Annotated in this window: 14 protein-coding genes; 5 read left to right on the top strand and 9 right to left on the bottom strand. The window is 61.1% G+C overall.

Annotated elements, in window-relative coordinates:
• Nucleotides 1-10: 10 nt before the first annotated feature.
• A complete protein-coding gene (locus AC07WT_RS19020) occupies nucleotides 11-1,825 on the top strand; it encodes an aminopeptidase P family protein (RefSeq protein WP_494948109.1) in 1,815 nt (604 codons plus the stop codon).
• Nucleotides 1,826-1,865: 40 nt separating this feature from the next.
• Nucleotides 1,866-2,489 carry an HAD family hydrolase gene (locus tag AC07WT_RS19015; RefSeq protein ID WP_494948108.1) on the top strand — a complete coding sequence of 208 codons (624 nt, stop codon included), beginning with the start codon at nucleotides 1,866-1,868 and terminating at the stop codon, nucleotides 2,487-2,489.
• Nucleotides 2,490-2,720: 231 nt separating this feature from the next.
• Here AC07WT_RS19015 and ettA read toward each other — a convergent pair whose 3' ends face one another.
• From ettA to ugpB, 5 genes are all read right to left on the bottom strand, one after another.
• Nucleotides 2,721-4,388, bottom strand: coding sequence for an energy-dependent translational throttle protein EttA (gene ettA, locus AC07WT_RS19010; RefSeq protein WP_492592235.1), 1,668 nt, complete (start codon nucleotides 4,386-4,388; stop codon nucleotides 2,721-2,723).
• A gap of 191 nt (nucleotides 4,389-4,579) precedes the next feature.
• Entirely contained in the window at nucleotides 4,580-5,668 is a 1,089-nt protein-coding gene (locus tag AC07WT_RS19005) for a sn-glycerol-3-phosphate import ATP-binding protein UgpC (protein WP_494948107.1), read from the bottom strand.
• 78 nt (nucleotides 5,669-5,746) lie between these two features.
• Nucleotides 5,747-6,592: a sn-glycerol-3-phosphate ABC transporter permease UgpE gene (gene ugpE, locus AC07WT_RS19000; RefSeq protein WP_494948106.1), complete on the bottom strand. Its 846-nt coding sequence runs from the start codon at nucleotides 6,590-6,592 to the stop codon at nucleotides 5,747-5,749.
• Entirely contained in the window at nucleotides 6,589-7,473 is an 885-nt protein-coding gene (gene ugpA / locus AC07WT_RS18995; protein WP_494948105.1) for a sn-glycerol-3-phosphate ABC transporter permease UgpA, read from the bottom strand. Before ugpA ends, ugpE begins: the two co-directional genes overlap by 4 nt.
• A gap of 69 nt (nucleotides 7,474-7,542) precedes the next feature.
• Nucleotides 7,543-8,868 carry a sn-glycerol-3-phosphate ABC transporter substrate-binding protein UgpB gene (gene ugpB, locus AC07WT_RS18990; RefSeq protein ID WP_494948104.1) on the bottom strand — a complete coding sequence of 442 codons (1,326 nt, stop codon included), beginning with the start codon at nucleotides 8,866-8,868 and terminating at the stop codon, nucleotides 7,543-7,545.
• 478 nt (nucleotides 8,869-9,346) lie between these two features.
• Here ugpB and AC07WT_RS18985 point away from each other — a divergent pair, with 478 nt between their 5' ends.
• Complete coding sequence (locus tag AC07WT_RS18985) at nucleotides 9,347-10,273, top strand: glycerophosphodiester phosphodiesterase family protein (protein WP_494948103.1); 927 nt, start codon at nucleotides 9,347-9,349, stop codon at nucleotides 10,271-10,273.
• Nucleotides 10,274-10,735: 462 nt separating this feature from the next.
• Complete coding sequence (locus AC07WT_RS18980) at nucleotides 10,736-11,926, top strand: tetratricopeptide repeat protein (RefSeq protein ID WP_494948102.1); 1,191 nt, start codon at nucleotides 10,736-10,738, stop codon at nucleotides 11,924-11,926.
• A gap of 600 nt (nucleotides 11,927-12,526) precedes the next feature.
• On the opposite strand, the gene AC07WT_RS18975 is transcribed toward AC07WT_RS18980, so the two are convergent.
• On the bottom strand, nucleotides 12,527-12,748 hold the full coding sequence (locus tag AC07WT_RS18975) for a hypothetical protein (protein WP_494948101.1): 222 nt from the start codon (nucleotides 12,746-12,748) through the stop codon (nucleotides 12,527-12,529).
• 164 nt (nucleotides 12,749-12,912) lie between these two features.
• Here AC07WT_RS18975 and AC07WT_RS18970 point away from each other — a divergent pair, with 164 nt between their 5' ends.
• Nucleotides 12,913-13,131 carry a DNA-binding protein gene (locus AC07WT_RS18970; protein ID WP_494948100.1) on the top strand — a complete coding sequence of 73 codons (219 nt, stop codon included), beginning with the start codon at nucleotides 12,913-12,915 and terminating at the stop codon, nucleotides 13,129-13,131.
• Between the two features lie 109 nt (nucleotides 13,132-13,240).
• Here the strand turns inward: AC07WT_RS18970 and AC07WT_RS18965 are convergent, their stop codons facing one another.
• From AC07WT_RS18965 to AC07WT_RS18955, 3 genes are all read right to left on the bottom strand, one after another.
• Entirely contained in the window at nucleotides 13,241-13,378 is a 138-nt protein-coding gene (locus tag AC07WT_RS18965; RefSeq protein WP_494948099.1) for a hypothetical protein, read from the bottom strand.
• 119 nt (nucleotides 13,379-13,497) lie between these two features.
• Nucleotides 13,498-14,433 carry a hypothetical protein gene (locus AC07WT_RS18960; protein ID WP_494948098.1) on the bottom strand — a complete coding sequence of 312 codons (936 nt, stop codon included), beginning with the start codon at nucleotides 14,431-14,433 and terminating at the stop codon, nucleotides 13,498-13,500.
• Nucleotides 14,434-14,517: 84 nt separating this feature from the next.
• Nucleotides 14,518-15,003, bottom strand: a complete 486-nt coding sequence (locus AC07WT_RS18955) for a hypothetical protein (RefSeq protein WP_494948097.1) — start codon at nucleotides 15,001-15,003, stop codon at nucleotides 14,518-14,520.
• Nucleotides 15,004-15,058 lie beyond the last annotated feature (55 nt).

Raw genomic sequence — 15,058 nt, 5'->3', positions numbered from 1 at the left:
GGTGACTCCGATGAATGCCCGACTCCCCGAAACCTCTTCCATTCCCGAACGGCTCGCCACATTGCGCCGCGCAATGGCGCGCGAAGGCGTGGCCGCCTACCTCGTGCCGTCCGCGGATCCGCATCTGTCCGAATATCTGCCTGGCCGCTGGCAGGGCCGGCAGTGGTTGTCGGGTTTCACCGGCTCGGCCGGTACGTTGATCGTGACCGCCGATTTCGCGGGCGTCTGGACCGACAGCCGCTATTGGGAACAGGCCAACGTGCAACTCGTCGGCACCGGCGTGCAGTTGATGAAGATGACCGGCGGCCAGCAGACCGCGCCGCATTTCGACTGGCTTGCGCAGAACGTTGCGACGGGCGGCACGGTCGGCGTCGACGGCGCGGTGCTCGGCGTGGCGGCGGCGCGCGCCTTGACCCAGGCGCTCACCGCGCGCGGCGTGAAGCTGCGCACCGACGTCGATCTGTTCGACGCGATCTGGCCGCAGCGTCCGTCGTTGCCGGCCGCCGCCGTGTTCGAGCACGCGGCGCCGCACGCGGGCCTCGCCCGTTCGGATAAGCTCGCGCAGATTCGCCGCGCAATGGCGGAGAAGGGCGCGCAATGGCACTTCATCTCCACGCTCGACGACCTCGCGTGGCTGCTGAATCTGCGTGGCGCCGACGTCAGCTACAACCCGGTGTTCGTCGCGCATGCGCTGATCGGTCTGGAGCAGGCGTCGCTCTTCGTCGCCGACGGCAAGGTGCCGCAAGCGCTGGCCGACGCTCTCGCGCGTGACGGCATCAGCGTCGAGCCGTATGCGCAGGCGGCGGATGCGCTCGCCGCGCTGCCCGCCGGCAGCACGCTGCTGATCGACCCGCTCCGGATCACTTATGGCTCGCTGCAATCGGTGCCGTCGGCGGTAAAGGTCGTCGAGGCAGTCAATCCGTCCACGTTCTTCAAATCGCGCAAGACCGAAGCCGAAGCGGAACATGTGCGCGAAACGATGGAGCAGGACGGCGCGGCGCTCGCGGAGTTTTTCGCGTGGTTCGAAAGCGCGCTCGGCCGTGAAACGGTCACTGAACTGACCATCGACGAACGCCTGACGGCTGCGCGTGCGCGCCGTCCTGGCTTTGTGTCGCTGAGCTTTGCGACCATCGCCGGCTTCAACGCGAACGGTGCGATGCCGCACTATCGCGCCACCGAAGAATCGCATTCGGTCATCGAAGGCAACGGCCTTTTGCTGATCGATTCCGGTGCGCAATATCTGAGCGGCACGACCGATATCACCCGCGTCGTGCCGGTCGGCACCGTCAGCGATGAGCAACGGCGCGATTTCACGATCGTGCTGAAAGGCACGATGGCGCTGTCGCGCGCGCAATTCCCGCGCGGCATCCGTTCGCCGATGCTCGACGCGATCGCCCGCGCGCCGATCTGGGAAGCCGGCGCCGATTACGGTCACGGCACGGGTCACGGCGTGGGCTACTTCCTGAACGTGCACGAGGGCCCGCAGGTGATCTCGCACTACGCGCCGGCCGAACCGTGGACCGCGATGGAAGAGGGCATGATCACCTCGGTCGAGCCGGGCATTTACCGGCCGGGCAAGTGGGGTGTGCGGATCGAAAACCTGGTGCTGAACGTACCCGCTGAGAAAACCGGGTTCGGCGATTTCCTCAGGTTCGAGACGCTGACGCTGTGCCCGATCGACACGCGTTGCCTCGATCTGTCGCTGCTGCGCGACGACGAACGCGCGTGGCTGAACGCCTATCATGAGACGGTGCGCACGCGCCTGTCGCCGCATGTGTCGGGCGACGCGAAGGCGTGGCTGGAACTGCGCACGCAACCGGTCTGACCGCAGCGGCGCTATTCACTGACGTACAGACGGAGAGTGCATGGCCATCAAGGCAGTGGTGTTCGATTTCGGCGGCGTGCTGATCGACTGGAGCCCCGAGTATCTGTATCGCCATTTGATTCCGGACGAAACTGAGCGCCGCTGGTTTCTGACCCACGTCTGTTCGATGGACTGGGTGGTCCGTCAGGACGGCGGCCAGCCGATCGTCGAGGCGACGGACGAGCTGATCGCGAAGTTTCCCGATCACGAGCCGTTGATCCGCGCGTTCTACGAGCGTTGGCACGAGATGCTGGCGGGCGTGCTGGAAGAGGGCGTGGCGACGATGGAAAAACTCGAGGCCGTCGGCGTGCCTTTGTTCGGGCTGACGAACTGGTCGGCGGAAACCTTTCCGTATGCGTGGGAGCATTACCCGGTGCTGCAGCGGTTTCGCGATATCGTCGTGTCGGGGCGGGTGAAGCTGGTGAAGCCCGATCCGGCGATCTTCGCGGAAATGCGTCGGCGCATCGAGCTGCAATTGCCGGGCATCCAGCCAGCCGAACTGATTTTCATCGACGACAATCTGAAAAACGCCGAGGCCGCAACGGCACTCGGCTGGTACGGCGTGCATCACACCAGCGCCGTGCAAACCGAAGCGAAACTGCGCGAGCTGGGTCTGCCGGTTTAAGGTTTGAACCGGTGGCGAGACGCGTCAGCAGACTTTCTTGCACCGAGAACTTCGGATCGCGCAAATTCCCATCTCGGCAAGCACCGGTCGCCGCCTGGCCGTGCGGCGTCTGGAAATAACGCGAGCCGATGAACTGCGGAGGTTTGCAAACACCCCGTGAAATGGCCTGCAAAGCGGGGTTTGCAGCGCGGCCCGCTCATTAGCCGGCGAGCAGGCCGTCGCTTCCGGGATTTACCGTGTGATCGGCTTGTAACGCAGGCGCTTCGGACGCGCGCCTTCTTCGCCCAGACGCGCACGCTTGTCCGCTTCGTATTCCTGGTAATTGCCGTCGAAGAGCGTGACTTGCGAATCGCCTTCGAACGCGATGATGTGCGTCGCGATCCGGTCGAGGAACCAGCGATCGTGCGAGATCACCAGCACGGAGCCGGCGAATTCCAGCAACGCGTCTTCGAGCGCGCGCAGCGTTTCGACGTCGAGGTCGTTCGACGGTTCATCCAGCAGCAGCACGTTGCCGCCGGCGATCAGCGTCTTGGCCAGATGCAGCCGGCCGCGCTCGCCACCCGACAGATTGCCGACGACCTTCTGCTGATCGCCGCCCTTGAAGTTGAAGCGGCCGATATACGCACGCGACGGCGTTTCGTACTTGCCGACCGTCAGCACGTCAGCACCGCCGGAGATCTCTTCGAACACGGTCTTCGAACCGTCCAAAGCGTCGCGGCTTTGGTCCACGTACGCGAGCTTGACCGTCGGTCCTTGCACGATCTCGCCCGAATCCGGCTGTTCGCGGCCGGTCAGCATGCGGAACAGCGTCGACTTACCCGCACCGTTCGGCCCGATGATGCCGACGATCGCGCCCGCCGGAATCTTGAAGCTGACGTTGTCGAGCAGCAAACGGTCGCCATACGACTTGCTGACGTTCTTGAATTCGATCACTTCATTGCCGAGACGGTCGCCGACCGGAATGAAGATTTCCTGGGTTTCGTTGCGCTTCTGGTAGTCCTGGCTGTTCAGTTCCTCGAAGCGCGCGATACGCGCCTTCGACTTCGCCTGACGGCCCTTCGGGTTCTGGCGCACCCACTCCAGTTCCTTCTTGATCGCCTTCTGGCGCGCCGATTCCGACGACTCTTCCTGCTTCAGCCGCTCTTCTTTCTGGTCGAGCCAGCTGCTGTAATTGCCCTTCCACGGAATGCCGTAGCCGCGGTCGAGTTCGAGAATCCACTCGGCCGCGTTATCGAGGAAGTAGCGATCATGAGTGACGGCGACGACGGTGCCCGGAAAGCGCGTCAGGAACTGTTCGAGCCAGTCGACCGATTCCGCGTCCAGGTGGTTGGTCGGCTCGTCGAGCAGCAGCATGTCCGGCTTTTCGAGCAGCAGCTTGCACAGCGCGACGCGGCGCTTTTCGCCGCCCGACAGATGCTCGATCTTCGCGTCCCATGCCGGCAGACGCAGCGCGTCGGCGGCGATTTCGATCTGCTGTTCCGCGTTGCCGCCCTCGCTGGTGGCGAGGATCGCTTCATACTTCGCCTGTTCGGCCGCGAGCGCGTCGAAGTCGGCGTCCGGCTCCGCGTAGGCGGCGTAGATTTCGTCGAGCTTCTTTTGCGCGTTGAAGACGTCGCCGAGACCTTCTTCGACCGCTTCACGCACCGTCTTGTTCGGATCGAGTTGCGGCTCCTGCGGCAGATAGCCGATGTTCAGGTTCGGCATCGGCGTGGCTTCGCCTTCGATGTCCTTGTCCACACCGGCCATGATGCGGATCAGCGTCGACTTGCCCGAGCCGTTCAGGCCGAGCAAACCGATTTTCGCGCCGGGGAAAAACGACAGCGAGATGTCTTTCAGGATTTGACGCTTGGGCGGCACGATTTTGCCGACCCGGTTCATGGTGAAGACGTATTGGGCCATTTGCTTGCAATAGACGTTGACGCCGCCAGCCGCGTGAGGGCGGCGGTCGTGGGTGGATGGGTAATCGGTGTCAGGGCCGGACGGTGCGCCCGGTTCCGGCCAGCACGGCGTCGGGTTCGACGATGCGGCGCACGCGGGCGGGTTGTGCAGATGGCATTGTACTTCGGGGCGAGCGTGAGGCGGCCGGGGCGTCAGCTCGCGCGCCGTCCCGTCGACGCATCGAAGAAGTGCAGATGCTGCGCGGGCAGCGCCACTTGCAGCGCTTCCCCCGCCGTGGGCCGGTGCGCGTGCGGCAAGCGCACCGTCACGTCGTGTTTGCCCCAACGGCCGTGCGCGAGATTGTCCGCACCGAGCAGTTCGCAGGAATCGACGACGAGCGTGGCCTGCGTGGCGCCGACTTGTCCCGGTGTCATGTGCTCCGGGCGAATACCCAGCGTCCATTCGCGTCCCTTTGCGACTTCGCGGCCCATCGCGGCGACGCCTGCCAAGGGCAGCTTCGGACCATTGCCGGCCACTTCGAACGTCGAACCGTCGTCGGATAGGCGGCCTTCCAGCAGATTCATCCCCGGCGAGCCGATGAAGCTCGCGACGAATACCGTCGCCGGCCGCTCGTAGACCTCGGTCGGCGCGCCGATCTGTTCGGCGTGGCCTTTGTTCATCACGATCACGCGCTGCGCCAATGTCATCGCTTCGATCTGATCGTGCGTGACGTAGAGGCTCGTGGTGGCAAGCCGTGCATGCAGGCGCTGGATTTCGAGGCGCATCTGCACGCGCAAACGGGCGTCGAGATTCGACAGCGGTTCGTCGAACAGAAACACCGCCGGTTCGCGTACGATCGCGCGGCCCATCGCGACGCGTTGCCTTTGACCGCCGGACAACTCACGCGGCTTACGTTGCAAGAGTGCTTCAAGCTCGAGAATCTGCGCGGCGACCTGCACGCGCTTCGCGATCTGCGCACGGTCCACGCCCGCGATCTTCAGCGCGTAACCCATGTTCTCGGCCACGCTCATATGCGGATACAGCGCGTAGTTCTGAAACACCATCGCGATGTTGCGATCCTTCGGTTCCAGTTGATTGACCACCTTGCCGGCGATCGAGATCGTTCCGTCGGAGATGCGTTCGAGCCCGGCCACCATCCGCAGCAACGTCGATTTGCCGCAACCGGACGGGCCGACCATCACGACGAATTCACCGTCGGCGACATCCACATCGATGCCGTGCAGCACGAACTGTTTGCCGTCGTAGGTTTTTTTAACGCTTTGCAGAGTCAGTGCAGCCATGCCGTTTTAGCCTTTCGTTGCATCCGCGGATTGCGCGGTGTTTTTAATTCCATGCCGGAGCGCGCATTGCGGCGGCGTCTACTTTTCCGAATCCACCAGCCCGCGCACGAACCAGCGCTGCATCGTCAACACGACGGCGAGCGGCGGCAACATGGCGAGCAGGGTCGCGGTCATCACCAGATGCCATTCGGTCGCGGTGTCGCCGGACGCGATCATGCTCTTGATTCCGACCACGGCAGTCGTCAGCGATTGCTGGCTCGTAATCAGGATCGGCCACAGATACTGATTCCAGCCGTAGATGAAGGTGATGACGAAGAGCGCCGCCATGTTCGTTTTGGACAGCGGCAGCACCACGTCCCAGAAGAAACGCATTGCGCCGGCGCCGTCGATGCGCGCGGCTTCCATCAGTTCGTCGGGCAGCGTCATGAAGAACTGCCGGAACAGAAACGTCGCGGTCGCCGACGCGATCAGCGGCAAGGTCAAACCGCTGTACGTGTTGCTCAGATGCATCGATGACACGACTTGCACGGTCGGAAAGATGCGCACTTCGACCGGCAGCATCAGCGTGACGAAGATCAGCCAGAACGCCAGATTGCGAAACGGAAAGCGGAAGAACACGATCGCGTACGCGGAGATCATCGACACGGCGATCTTGCCGATCGAGATCACCAGCGCCATCACGAGGCTGTTGAACAGCATGCGGCCGAACGGCGCGGCCGCGTTGCCGCTGCCTTGCGTCCAGACGGTGGCGATGTTCTCGAACAGATGCGTGCTCGGCACCAGCGACAGCGGCACGCTGAACACTTCGTGCTCGCTCATCGTCGCCGCGCAAAACGCGACGTACACGGGAAACACCACCAGCGCGACGCCGAGAATCAGCACCGCGTGGCAGAACAGGTCGAAACCGCGGCGGTTCTCGATCATGAGTATTGAACCCTGCGTTCGATGAAGCGGAATTGCACGACCGTCAGCGCGACGACGATCACCATCAGCACGACCGATTGCGCGCCCGAACTGCCGATGTCGAGCCCCTGAAAACCTTCGGCGAAGATCTTGTAGATCAGCGTGCGGGTCGATTGCGCGGGGCCGCCGCCGGTCGCGGCGTCGATCACCGGGAAGGTGTCGAAGAAGGCGTAGGTGATGTTGATGACCAGCAGGAAGAAGCTGGTCGGCGAGAGCAAAGGCAGCGCGATGCCGAAAAAGCGCCGCACCGGACCGGCGCCGTCGATTGCCGCCGCTTCGATCAGCGAGCGCGGAATCGCCTGCAAACCGGCATAGAAGAACAGGAAGTTATAGCTGACCTGTTTCCACACCGAAGCCAGCACGACCAGAAACATCGCCTGGCTCGCGTTCAACGCGTGATTCCACACGATGCCGTACTTCGCGAGCCTATAGGTGACGAGGCCGATGCTCGGGTTGAACAGGAACGACCACAGCACGGCGGCGATCGCGGGCGCGACCGCATACGGCCAGATCAGCAGCGTCTGATAGGCCTTCGCGCCGCGCGTCACGCGATCGGCGCAGACCGCCAGCAGCAGTGAGATCACGAGGCCGGACACCGTGACCAACGCACAGAAAATCAGCGTCGTGTTGAACGACGAGAGGTAAAGCGGATCGGCGAACAGCTGCCTGAAATTGGCCAGCCCGACGAACTCGCTCGACGTGCCGAACGCGTCCTGAGTCTGCGTGGATTGCCAGAGCGCCTCGCCGGCGGGCCACAGAAAGAACAGCAGTGTGATCAGGAGTTGCGGCGCAACCAGCAGGTAGGGCAGTACGCTGGTGCCGAAGCTTGAGCGCTTTTCCATCGAGAATTCCCAAAGGGCTGCAAAGGCGGATATCGGTGCGAGCGCACCGATATCCGTCACGCCAGATGCTTAACTACCGGCTTTCTCAAAGCGGCGCAGCAGCTCGTCGCCACGCGACACGGACGAATCGAGCGCTTCTTTCGGCGTCTTCTTCTGCGCCCACACCTGTTCGAGTTCTTCGTCGATGATGGTGCGGATCTGCGGCATGTTGCCCAGGCGCAGCCCCTTCGTGTACGGCAGCGGCGGTTTGTTGAGCATCTGCTTGATCGCGGTGTCGCTGCCCGGGTTCTTCTCGTAGAAGCCTTGCTGCTGGGTCAGTTGATAGGCGGCGGTCGTGACCGGCAGATAACCGGTGTCCTGATGCCACTTCGCGGCAACCGGCGCCGACGACAGATAGGAGAGGAACTTCGCCACGCCCTTGTAGACGGCCGGATCCTTACCCGCCAGCACCCACAGGCTCGCGCCACCGATGATCGCGTTCTGCGGCGCACCCTTCACGTTCGCGTCGTACGGCATCATGCCGGTGCCGAAGTTGAACTTCGCGTACTTCTTGATGGTGGCGAGCGAACCCGACGAGTTCGTGATGATCCCGCAGTCGCCGCTATAGAACTTCGACACCGGTTCGTCCTTGCGGCCGACGTAGGTGAAGGTGCCTTCTTTCTGCATGTTCTGCAGGAACTGGATATGCGCGACCTGCAGCGGCTTGTTGAATTCGAGTTGCGCATCCGCGCCGTCGAAACCGTTGTTCTCCGAAGAGAACGGCGCGCCGTGCCACGCGCTGTAGTTTTCGAGCTGAATCCAGCTTTGCCAGCCGGAGGAATAGCCGCACGCCATGCCCGAGGCCTTCAGTTTCTGCGCGTCCGCCTCCACTTCGGCCCAGGTTTTGGGCGGCTGATTCGGATCGAGCCCGGCTTTCTTGAACGCGTCCTTGTTGTAGTACAGCACCGGCGTGGAGCTGTTGAACGGCATCGAGATCAGCTGGCCGGTTTTGGAGTCGCTGTAATAACTCGCAATGGTCGGCACGAAGGCCTTTTCGTCGAGCGGCACGCCCGCTTGCTTGAACACGTCCGAGACCGGGATCACGGCTTTCTTCGCCTGCATCATTGTCGCAGTGCCGACTTCATAGACCTGCAAAATGGCGGGCGCGTTGCCGCTGCGGTAAGCGGCGATGCCGGCGGCGAGCGTCTGGTCGTAGGCGCCTTTGAACACCGGTACGATTTTGTAATCGCTCTGCGACGCGTTGAACGCGTTGGCGATGTCGTTCAGACGTTCGCCGAGGGCGGCTTCCATGGCGTGCCAGAACTGGATTTCAGTCGCGGCGTGGGCCGCCTGGCTAACGCCGAAACTCAAGACGGCAGCTACGGACAGCGAACGGAACAGCGGTTTGCAACTCATTGATTTATCTCCTGTGTCGACCGGAGTTAGCGCTTTAGCGCTTACTCCGGTCCCATGCAAGGCTGTCGACCGGAGTTAGCGCTTTAGCGCTTACTCCGGTCCCATGCAACATGGTTGCTGATCGGAACGGGGCGCGGATGCGGATCGCGGGATTCTAGTTGTGTTCGATGACAGTCTGGCGACGTTGGCCAAGCGGCGTCCCGCTTTTTGCCAGGCGCCGGATGCCGCAATTTAACACCGGCTGTTGGGAAACGGAAAGTTGGACGTTTGACGGTGAAGGCTTGAGCGAGGCCAAGGCGCCCACGTCGCGGGCGGGATGCCGTTGCCGGCGCCCAGGCATTGGACGGTGGCGTGGGTGCCGTGCTTCGCCCGGTCCAACGGGATTTGTCGTCATGCTGCTCATTAATCAGGATTTCAGATGCCAGGTTCAATGCGATTGGCGGTTCGTGGTTTGGTTTGCGGTTCGATAGCGGGTCTCATGCTGGCGGGTTGTACGCTGACGCCTTTGACGGCGGACGATCGGGCAGCGCCGGTGACCTCGCTGCCGCAGATCGTCGCGCATCGCGGCGGTACGGGCGACGCGCCCGAGAACACGCTTGAAGCGATTCGCCAGTCGGTCGCGCATCATGCCGACGCGATGTGGCTCACCGTTCAGTTGAGCAAGGACGGCGTGCCCGTGCTGTACCGGCCGGCCGATCTGGCGGCGTTGAGCGACGCGAAGGGGCCGGTGTCCGCCTTCACTGCGGCGGAGCTGGCGCGTGTGAACGCCGGTTGGAGTTTCCGCCGAGGCGATGCGTATCCTTATCGCGATCATCCGGTCGGCGTTCCGACGCTGCGCGACGCGTTGCATGCGATCCCGGCCGCCATGCCGATCATCCTCGATATGAAAGCGCTGCCCGCCGCGCCGCAGGCGAAGGCTGTGGCGCGCGTATTGGACGAGGAGAACGCGTGGCCGCGCGTGACGATCTATTCGACTGAAGCGGATTACCAGCAGAGCTTCGCGGTCTATCCACAGGCAAAGCTGTTCGAGTCGCGCGACGCAACGCGGGGGCGGCTCGTGCGGGTGCTGCTCAATCAAGGCTGCGTGGATGCGCCTGCCGAACATACGTCGGCAGCGTTCGAGATGCATCGGGCGATGACGGCGGTGGAAAAATTCACGCTCGGCGAAGGCCGCTCCGACGTCCAGGCAACGCTGTGGACGCCCGCGACGGTCGCCTGCTTCCGGCGGAGGCCCGACGTGCGGATCGTCGCGATCGCGGTGAACAATGCGGACGATTATCGGACGGCGGCGTGTCTCGGGATCGATGCGGTGCTGGCGGATTCACCGCAGAAAATGGCGCTCATCAAGGAGGGAATCGCCATGCCGCTCCAGTGCGCGAAGCCCAACGTAGCCTGCAAGCAGTAAACAGAAAGCCCGCATCGAGCGGGCTTTCTGTTTTCGCGGAGATGATGCCGCGGCATTCAGTGTTTTGCTGATTGCCACCTGATACTGATACGAGGCGTCAGACGTTGAACCGCAACTGTCCTTGAAAACGCCCGTGCTTTCTGGTGGGACCATGATCTGTAGCTATTCTGTACCCGGTTTCATACCCGGTTCATGATCTGTTCGTCCATATCCTTAACAGCCTGCATTTGATGTTGCCTTGCTAGCCATTGAGCCTAATGCGCTGCGTGGAAATGGGGCGCCCTTTGGCTCTACGAAACTCCCATAAGAAGTTTTTACATATCGGTCCAACCGGCTGTAGTGTTTTCCCCGCTGTGAAATTCATATGAATATGCCTCTTGGAGAATACAATGGCGCGAATCCGCCCCTTTGAGATGGCCGGAGCGACGCCAACCAGAGTCTACGACAGAGAGATAACGCCAAATGACAGACCAATCCGCTACCGGCGGTTCGCCGGCCTGCACATCATCAGCAAAGCCGCATCCGGCTACCCGATCGAAAAAGCCGGACCTCCCAAACTTCCCCCGTCCAAGCGTGTGGGGATCGATAGCGCGGATATTTGTTTACCATATTCCGCTTTATATGATCGTTGGATGCCTTGTTCTGATTGCCCTGCCGAGGCCAATCCAGGGACGTATATCTGATGTGATTCAGAGCGTGGGGATGGGAACGGCGGCAGCTAAACCGGCGCCGCAGCAATCGCCCGAAGGTGCGGGCATTAACCCGGTGGCTCGCGCTGCGTCAGCAGAGCTAGCCAAGGGAGTCGGTGACAGCAGTATCGGGGAGGTCGCACGACTCGCACTTCAGGATTCGAAAGAAAAGTACGATTCGATCAAAGACACTTACGATAAGCTTTTTTCGCTGATTGCGGCTATAGCTGCACTTATTGCGTTTCTCGGCTTCAAAGGCGTCGATTCTTTCGTCACTGCGCGCAACAAGGCCGACGAGATTCTCGCTAGAGCAACCGACGCGCAAACCAAAGCCGACGCGGCATGCGCGAGATTGCAGACGTTCCTTGAGGTCGAATATCCACGCAACAATCGGGCAGAATTAAATGTTACGACTGGTGTGGTTCTTCGTCATATTGCCGATGTATATAAGGACATCCTGAAGATAGTCGAGAAGGATGCTGATCCATTGAGCAAGCATGAATATCAGGAAGCCCTGTCGGAGTCGCTCCGTTATCTCAAAATGGCAACGAAAACACCGGATGGCGTAGAGTCGACTGTGCTAGTGCGCGGCATCTCTACCATGAGCAATGTCTACCGTCGCTTGGGGAAGCTCGAAGCAGCGGTGGAGGTACTCGAAGATGCAATTAGGGACTGCGACGATGATGAAACGCTTTACTACAATCTTGCGTGCTATGCCTGCATGCTGGCGAAGGAGGCTGCGAATGGAGGAAAGCCGGCAGACGCGTCTCGGTGGGAGGCCAAGGCGATCATGGCGCTTCGTCGCTCCATCGATCTCGATAATGATGGCGCGTTGATTGCGGATTCAGATCCAGACTTCGACTGGTTCCGCCATAACCAGAAGCAGGAATTCGTTGCGCTCGTGAAGTCATTGAGCGCCCCAAAAACTGTCGTCTTACCTGCCTCTCAGTCATCTACCGTGTAGGGATCAACGAAGAAAAAAGCCCGCTGAATGCGGGCTTTTCATATCCAACTTGTTTTCGTATTACGGTTTCGGTAGACGATCCGGCTTTGGAAGGCGATCAGCGAGGTAACTTTTCATATTGTCTCTCCTTGGGTTTGGCTTGACTCTGTTTTGCACGACGCAACGCTAGACTGATATCAAGTTAGTGGCGAAATGGCGAAGAAGTTCCACCTACATCAACTTCCCCCTGCTTTATCGACGCGAGCCGGAAAAGACTTTAGCGCTGCGCTGCGCAGCCACGGCGCAACTCCCGCTTGCAGAACCGGCGAAACTACATTGCTTTTAGGTAGAAGTCAACAGGCGCTTTCCTGCTCCTCGTTTTCGCTTGCTCTCACTGTAGCCTAAAAAAATGTCCTTGACATAGGGTCTTACACTCGAACCGTTCGGCTACGCCCCCATCTTTTCGCTAGGGCTAGGCGTCAATGGCGCAGCCTATACCACTTGGATTTATGCCGACACTCTGCCGTCCGGTTGGATCTCCCGCGAACTATAGCGCGTCAAAGTGCATCATTTTCAGGTGACTCGGCCGATATTCGGCGGCCGATGAATACCCATCGCGCTCTATGCGTCGCGCATCTTGCGGAGAATCGTCGCTTGAGCCACCAGTATGCCCCTAAGCAGCGCGCCGCAATCATCAATGCATGCGTCCACGCCGCACGAAACAAGCATGCCGTGTGCGACCTCCACGACGATGGACGAAGCGTTTTCCGGTGCCAATGGGGGCTGCGGCGATGCATCGTTCCTGACGACGCGCAAGTGGATTCGCTTCTTTGGTTTGCTCACGATGCCCCCGTTGGGACCGGTTGCAGCGCAAATGCGCTGTATGGCCTACTCTAGGGCGCCGCGCGCGCCGGCCATGCCTCGATGAGGGGGCTTCTTTCCGGTCAACTCGAGGATTTGGCGGGCGGATAATGGGTTGAGACTGGTGGGGTGATAGAGGATAAAGCATGGACAACGAGCTTCGGATAGCGATTCTGGCGGTACAGCTTTACGCCGAGCGACATCCGCGGCCATGCCAAGTGACGATGGTGCAGGCTGCGGAGATGCTTGGGCTGAGCCGTCACACCGTGAGCAAGATGGTCCGATGCGGGCAGTTCAAGCTCAACAGGTGCGGGCTCATCCCCATCGAACAGGTGGACATGGCATTGCAGCCGGACCGGGACTAAATGTACCGCCGCGCCGCCGCCATCTCTCAGCATTGCAAAGGGGTGAACGAAACATTCATCCCCTCTGGCCGGCGGCGATCAGGATGTAACGCTGATTCCGGAGCATCTGTCAGTCATCTTCCTTGAACGCGAATGACGCGGCGATCAGAAGGAGGGCGCTCCAGAGAAACATCTGACCGAAGATTCCGCTTGTTCCGAAGCCGCCGCCGACCATCGCGGCGCTCAAGTAGTAAAAGAGTTCGCCCATCTTGATCCCCTGGAGGAACCCCCGCGCACGTTGTTTCAAACACTATACGGCGTTGCGGGCCGGATCGTGACTCGTTTATGAAAAACCGCCCGAAGGCGGCATGAAATGTTGATATTGCGTTAGCTGAAGACCGAACCCTTCCACGCGCCGCCCGTATAAATCCAGAGCTTAGAATTCGTGGTATCGAACACGAGAGGGACGGTCCCTGTCGGGATGGATGCAGGCGTGCCAGTCGGAGTGCCGGCACATGTCGGGATTTCAACGAAGCCGCCCGTCGCCGTCGTTGCGAGCGCTGCCCCGCCGCCTCCGTTGAGCACGATATTGCCGCGCGATCCAGATGCGCCGCCCGCGCCTGGAGTCAGCTTAACGTCACCTCCGTTACCCGTGCCCGCGCCCGTGCCGGTCGTGAGACTGAGCGCGCCACCGTTCCCGTTCGAGACGCCGCCATTGCCGGTTGTGAGTGATACTGCGCCCCCGGTCGTATTGTAGGCGGGGCCGGAGGTGGCACCGCTTCCTGCAGTGATTGTCACGCTACCTGGAGAACCACCGCTACCTGTGGTGTTGCCAACGGTAAGAGTGATATTTCCCGTGCTGTTCTGGGTGCTGCTGGTGGATATGGCGATATTTCCCGATACATTGGTCGCCGTCGCCGTGATGTTGACGTTCCCTCCTTGCGAGTTGCCAAGCCCACCCTTTATGTTGACATCGCCGCCGGTCGTGCCCGAAGCGCCGCCCTGTACGACGGCATTCCCGCCGCCCGAATATCCCGTTCCGCCTATCAGAGTGGCAGTCCCCGGAGTGCCACCAGTAGAACCCCCCGCACCCCCCTGAACGATGACCGCTCCCCCGCTCGCCAGATTTGCGCCCGCTACTGCGCCAGCTATCAGGGTCAGCGCGCGCCCGGTCTGCGTAGTAGTGCCGTTGAATTCCACATCGCCCGGTTGGATCTGCAAATCCTGACCGGGGAGCGTTTTAACCGTCGTTGTCGTGCCGGAAAAAAACGTTAGCAATTGATTCAAGCCGCCCTTAAGGCGTGGTGCGAGTTCGCCAAACATTACTGCTCCTTAATAAATTAGTATTACTAATAAATACCTCAGTATGGATTCCACTCATCAGCGGACTCGACCATCCTCGGGCTCCTATTTGTCCTTGTTGTTGACGACGAGCCGTGCCGGAGGCGAGAGCGCCCCGAACTTGCTGGCCGCACGCTTCGCCTTATCAGCTTGCTCTTCCTTCTTTCCGCATTCGCCCTTCTTGGCGTAGAGGAACGGCAACGCTCCGCAGGCCGCGCGGATCTGGACCGCCGTAGCCTCAACGCGGCCGAGCGCGACATCCTGCAGCATCGTCAGCACGTCACGATCTCCCATCGGCACGGGAACCGCTTTCGTGCGCTTGAGCGCGCCACCGTGTGCCTGCTGTTCAAGGCTCTCCTTTTTTGCTGGCCGGTGCGCCCCCTCAACCTGTCCCGGCTTTGCTGCCGGCTTGCGGGCGCCGCCCGTTTTCGACGTCTTCTGAGCGCCATTTGATGATTTCGCCGGCTCGGCCTTTGATTTCCGTCCGGCGCCCTGCCGAGCGCCGCCAGTATTGGCGCGCGCGCCTCCGCTGCGTCCTTTTGCACCTGCCATTTGCTGAATTCCTCCTCACCGAGAGATGTTCAAACAACGATTTTTTCTCTGCGTG

It is taken from the genome of Paraburkholderia sp. GW821-FHT02A12, from assembly GCF_059422005.1.
Note: the sequence above shows the minus strand (reverse complement) of the source record. Positions and strands in the feature narration are given on the sequence as shown.

Bases quoted from the DNA above. Each gene is read 5' to 3' on its own strand.
- AC07WT_RS19020 (WP_494948109.1), top strand. From the start codon at position 11: ATGAATGCCCGACTCCCCGAAACCTCTTCCATTCCCGAACGGCTCGCC.
- AC07WT_RS19015 (WP_494948108.1), top strand. From the start codon at position 1,866: ATGGCCATCAAGGCAGTGGTGTTCGATTTCGGCGGCGTGCTGATCGAC.
- ettA (WP_492592235.1), bottom strand. From the start codon at position 4,388: ATGGCCCAATACGTCTTCACCATGAACCGGGTCGGCAAAATCGTGCCG.
- AC07WT_RS19005 (WP_494948107.1), bottom strand. From the start codon at position 5,668: ATGGCTGCACTGACTCTGCAAAGCGTTAAAAAAACCTACGACGGCAAA.
- ugpE (WP_494948106.1), bottom strand. From the start codon at position 6,592: ATGATCGAGAACCGCCGCGGTTTCGACCTGTTCTGCCACGCGGTGCTG.
- ugpA (WP_494948105.1), bottom strand. From the start codon at position 7,473: ATGGAAAAGCGCTCAAGCTTCGGCACCAGCGTACTGCCCTACCTGCTG.
- ugpB (WP_494948104.1), bottom strand. From the start codon at position 8,868: ATGAGTTGCAAACCGCTGTTCCGTTCGCTGTCCGTAGCTGCCGTCTTG.
- AC07WT_RS18985 (WP_494948103.1), top strand. From the start codon at position 9,347: ATGCTGGCGGGTTGTACGCTGACGCCTTTGACGGCGGACGATCGGGCA.
- AC07WT_RS18980 (WP_494948102.1), top strand. From the start codon at position 10,736: ATGACAGACCAATCCGCTACCGGCGGTTCGCCGGCCTGCACATCATCA.
- AC07WT_RS18970 (WP_494948100.1), top strand. From the start codon at position 12,913: ATGGACAACGAGCTTCGGATAGCGATTCTGGCGGTACAGCTTTACGCC.
- AC07WT_RS18965 (WP_494948099.1), bottom strand. From the start codon at position 13,378: ATGGGCGAACTCTTTTACTACTTGAGCGCCGCGATGGTCGGCGGCGGC.
- AC07WT_RS18960 (WP_494948098.1), bottom strand. From the start codon at position 14,433: ATGTTTGGCGAACTCGCACCACGCCTTAAGGGCGGCTTGAATCAATTG.
- AC07WT_RS18955 (WP_494948097.1), bottom strand. From the start codon at position 15,003: ATGGCAGGTGCAAAAGGACGCAGCGGAGGCGCGCGCGCCAATACTGGC.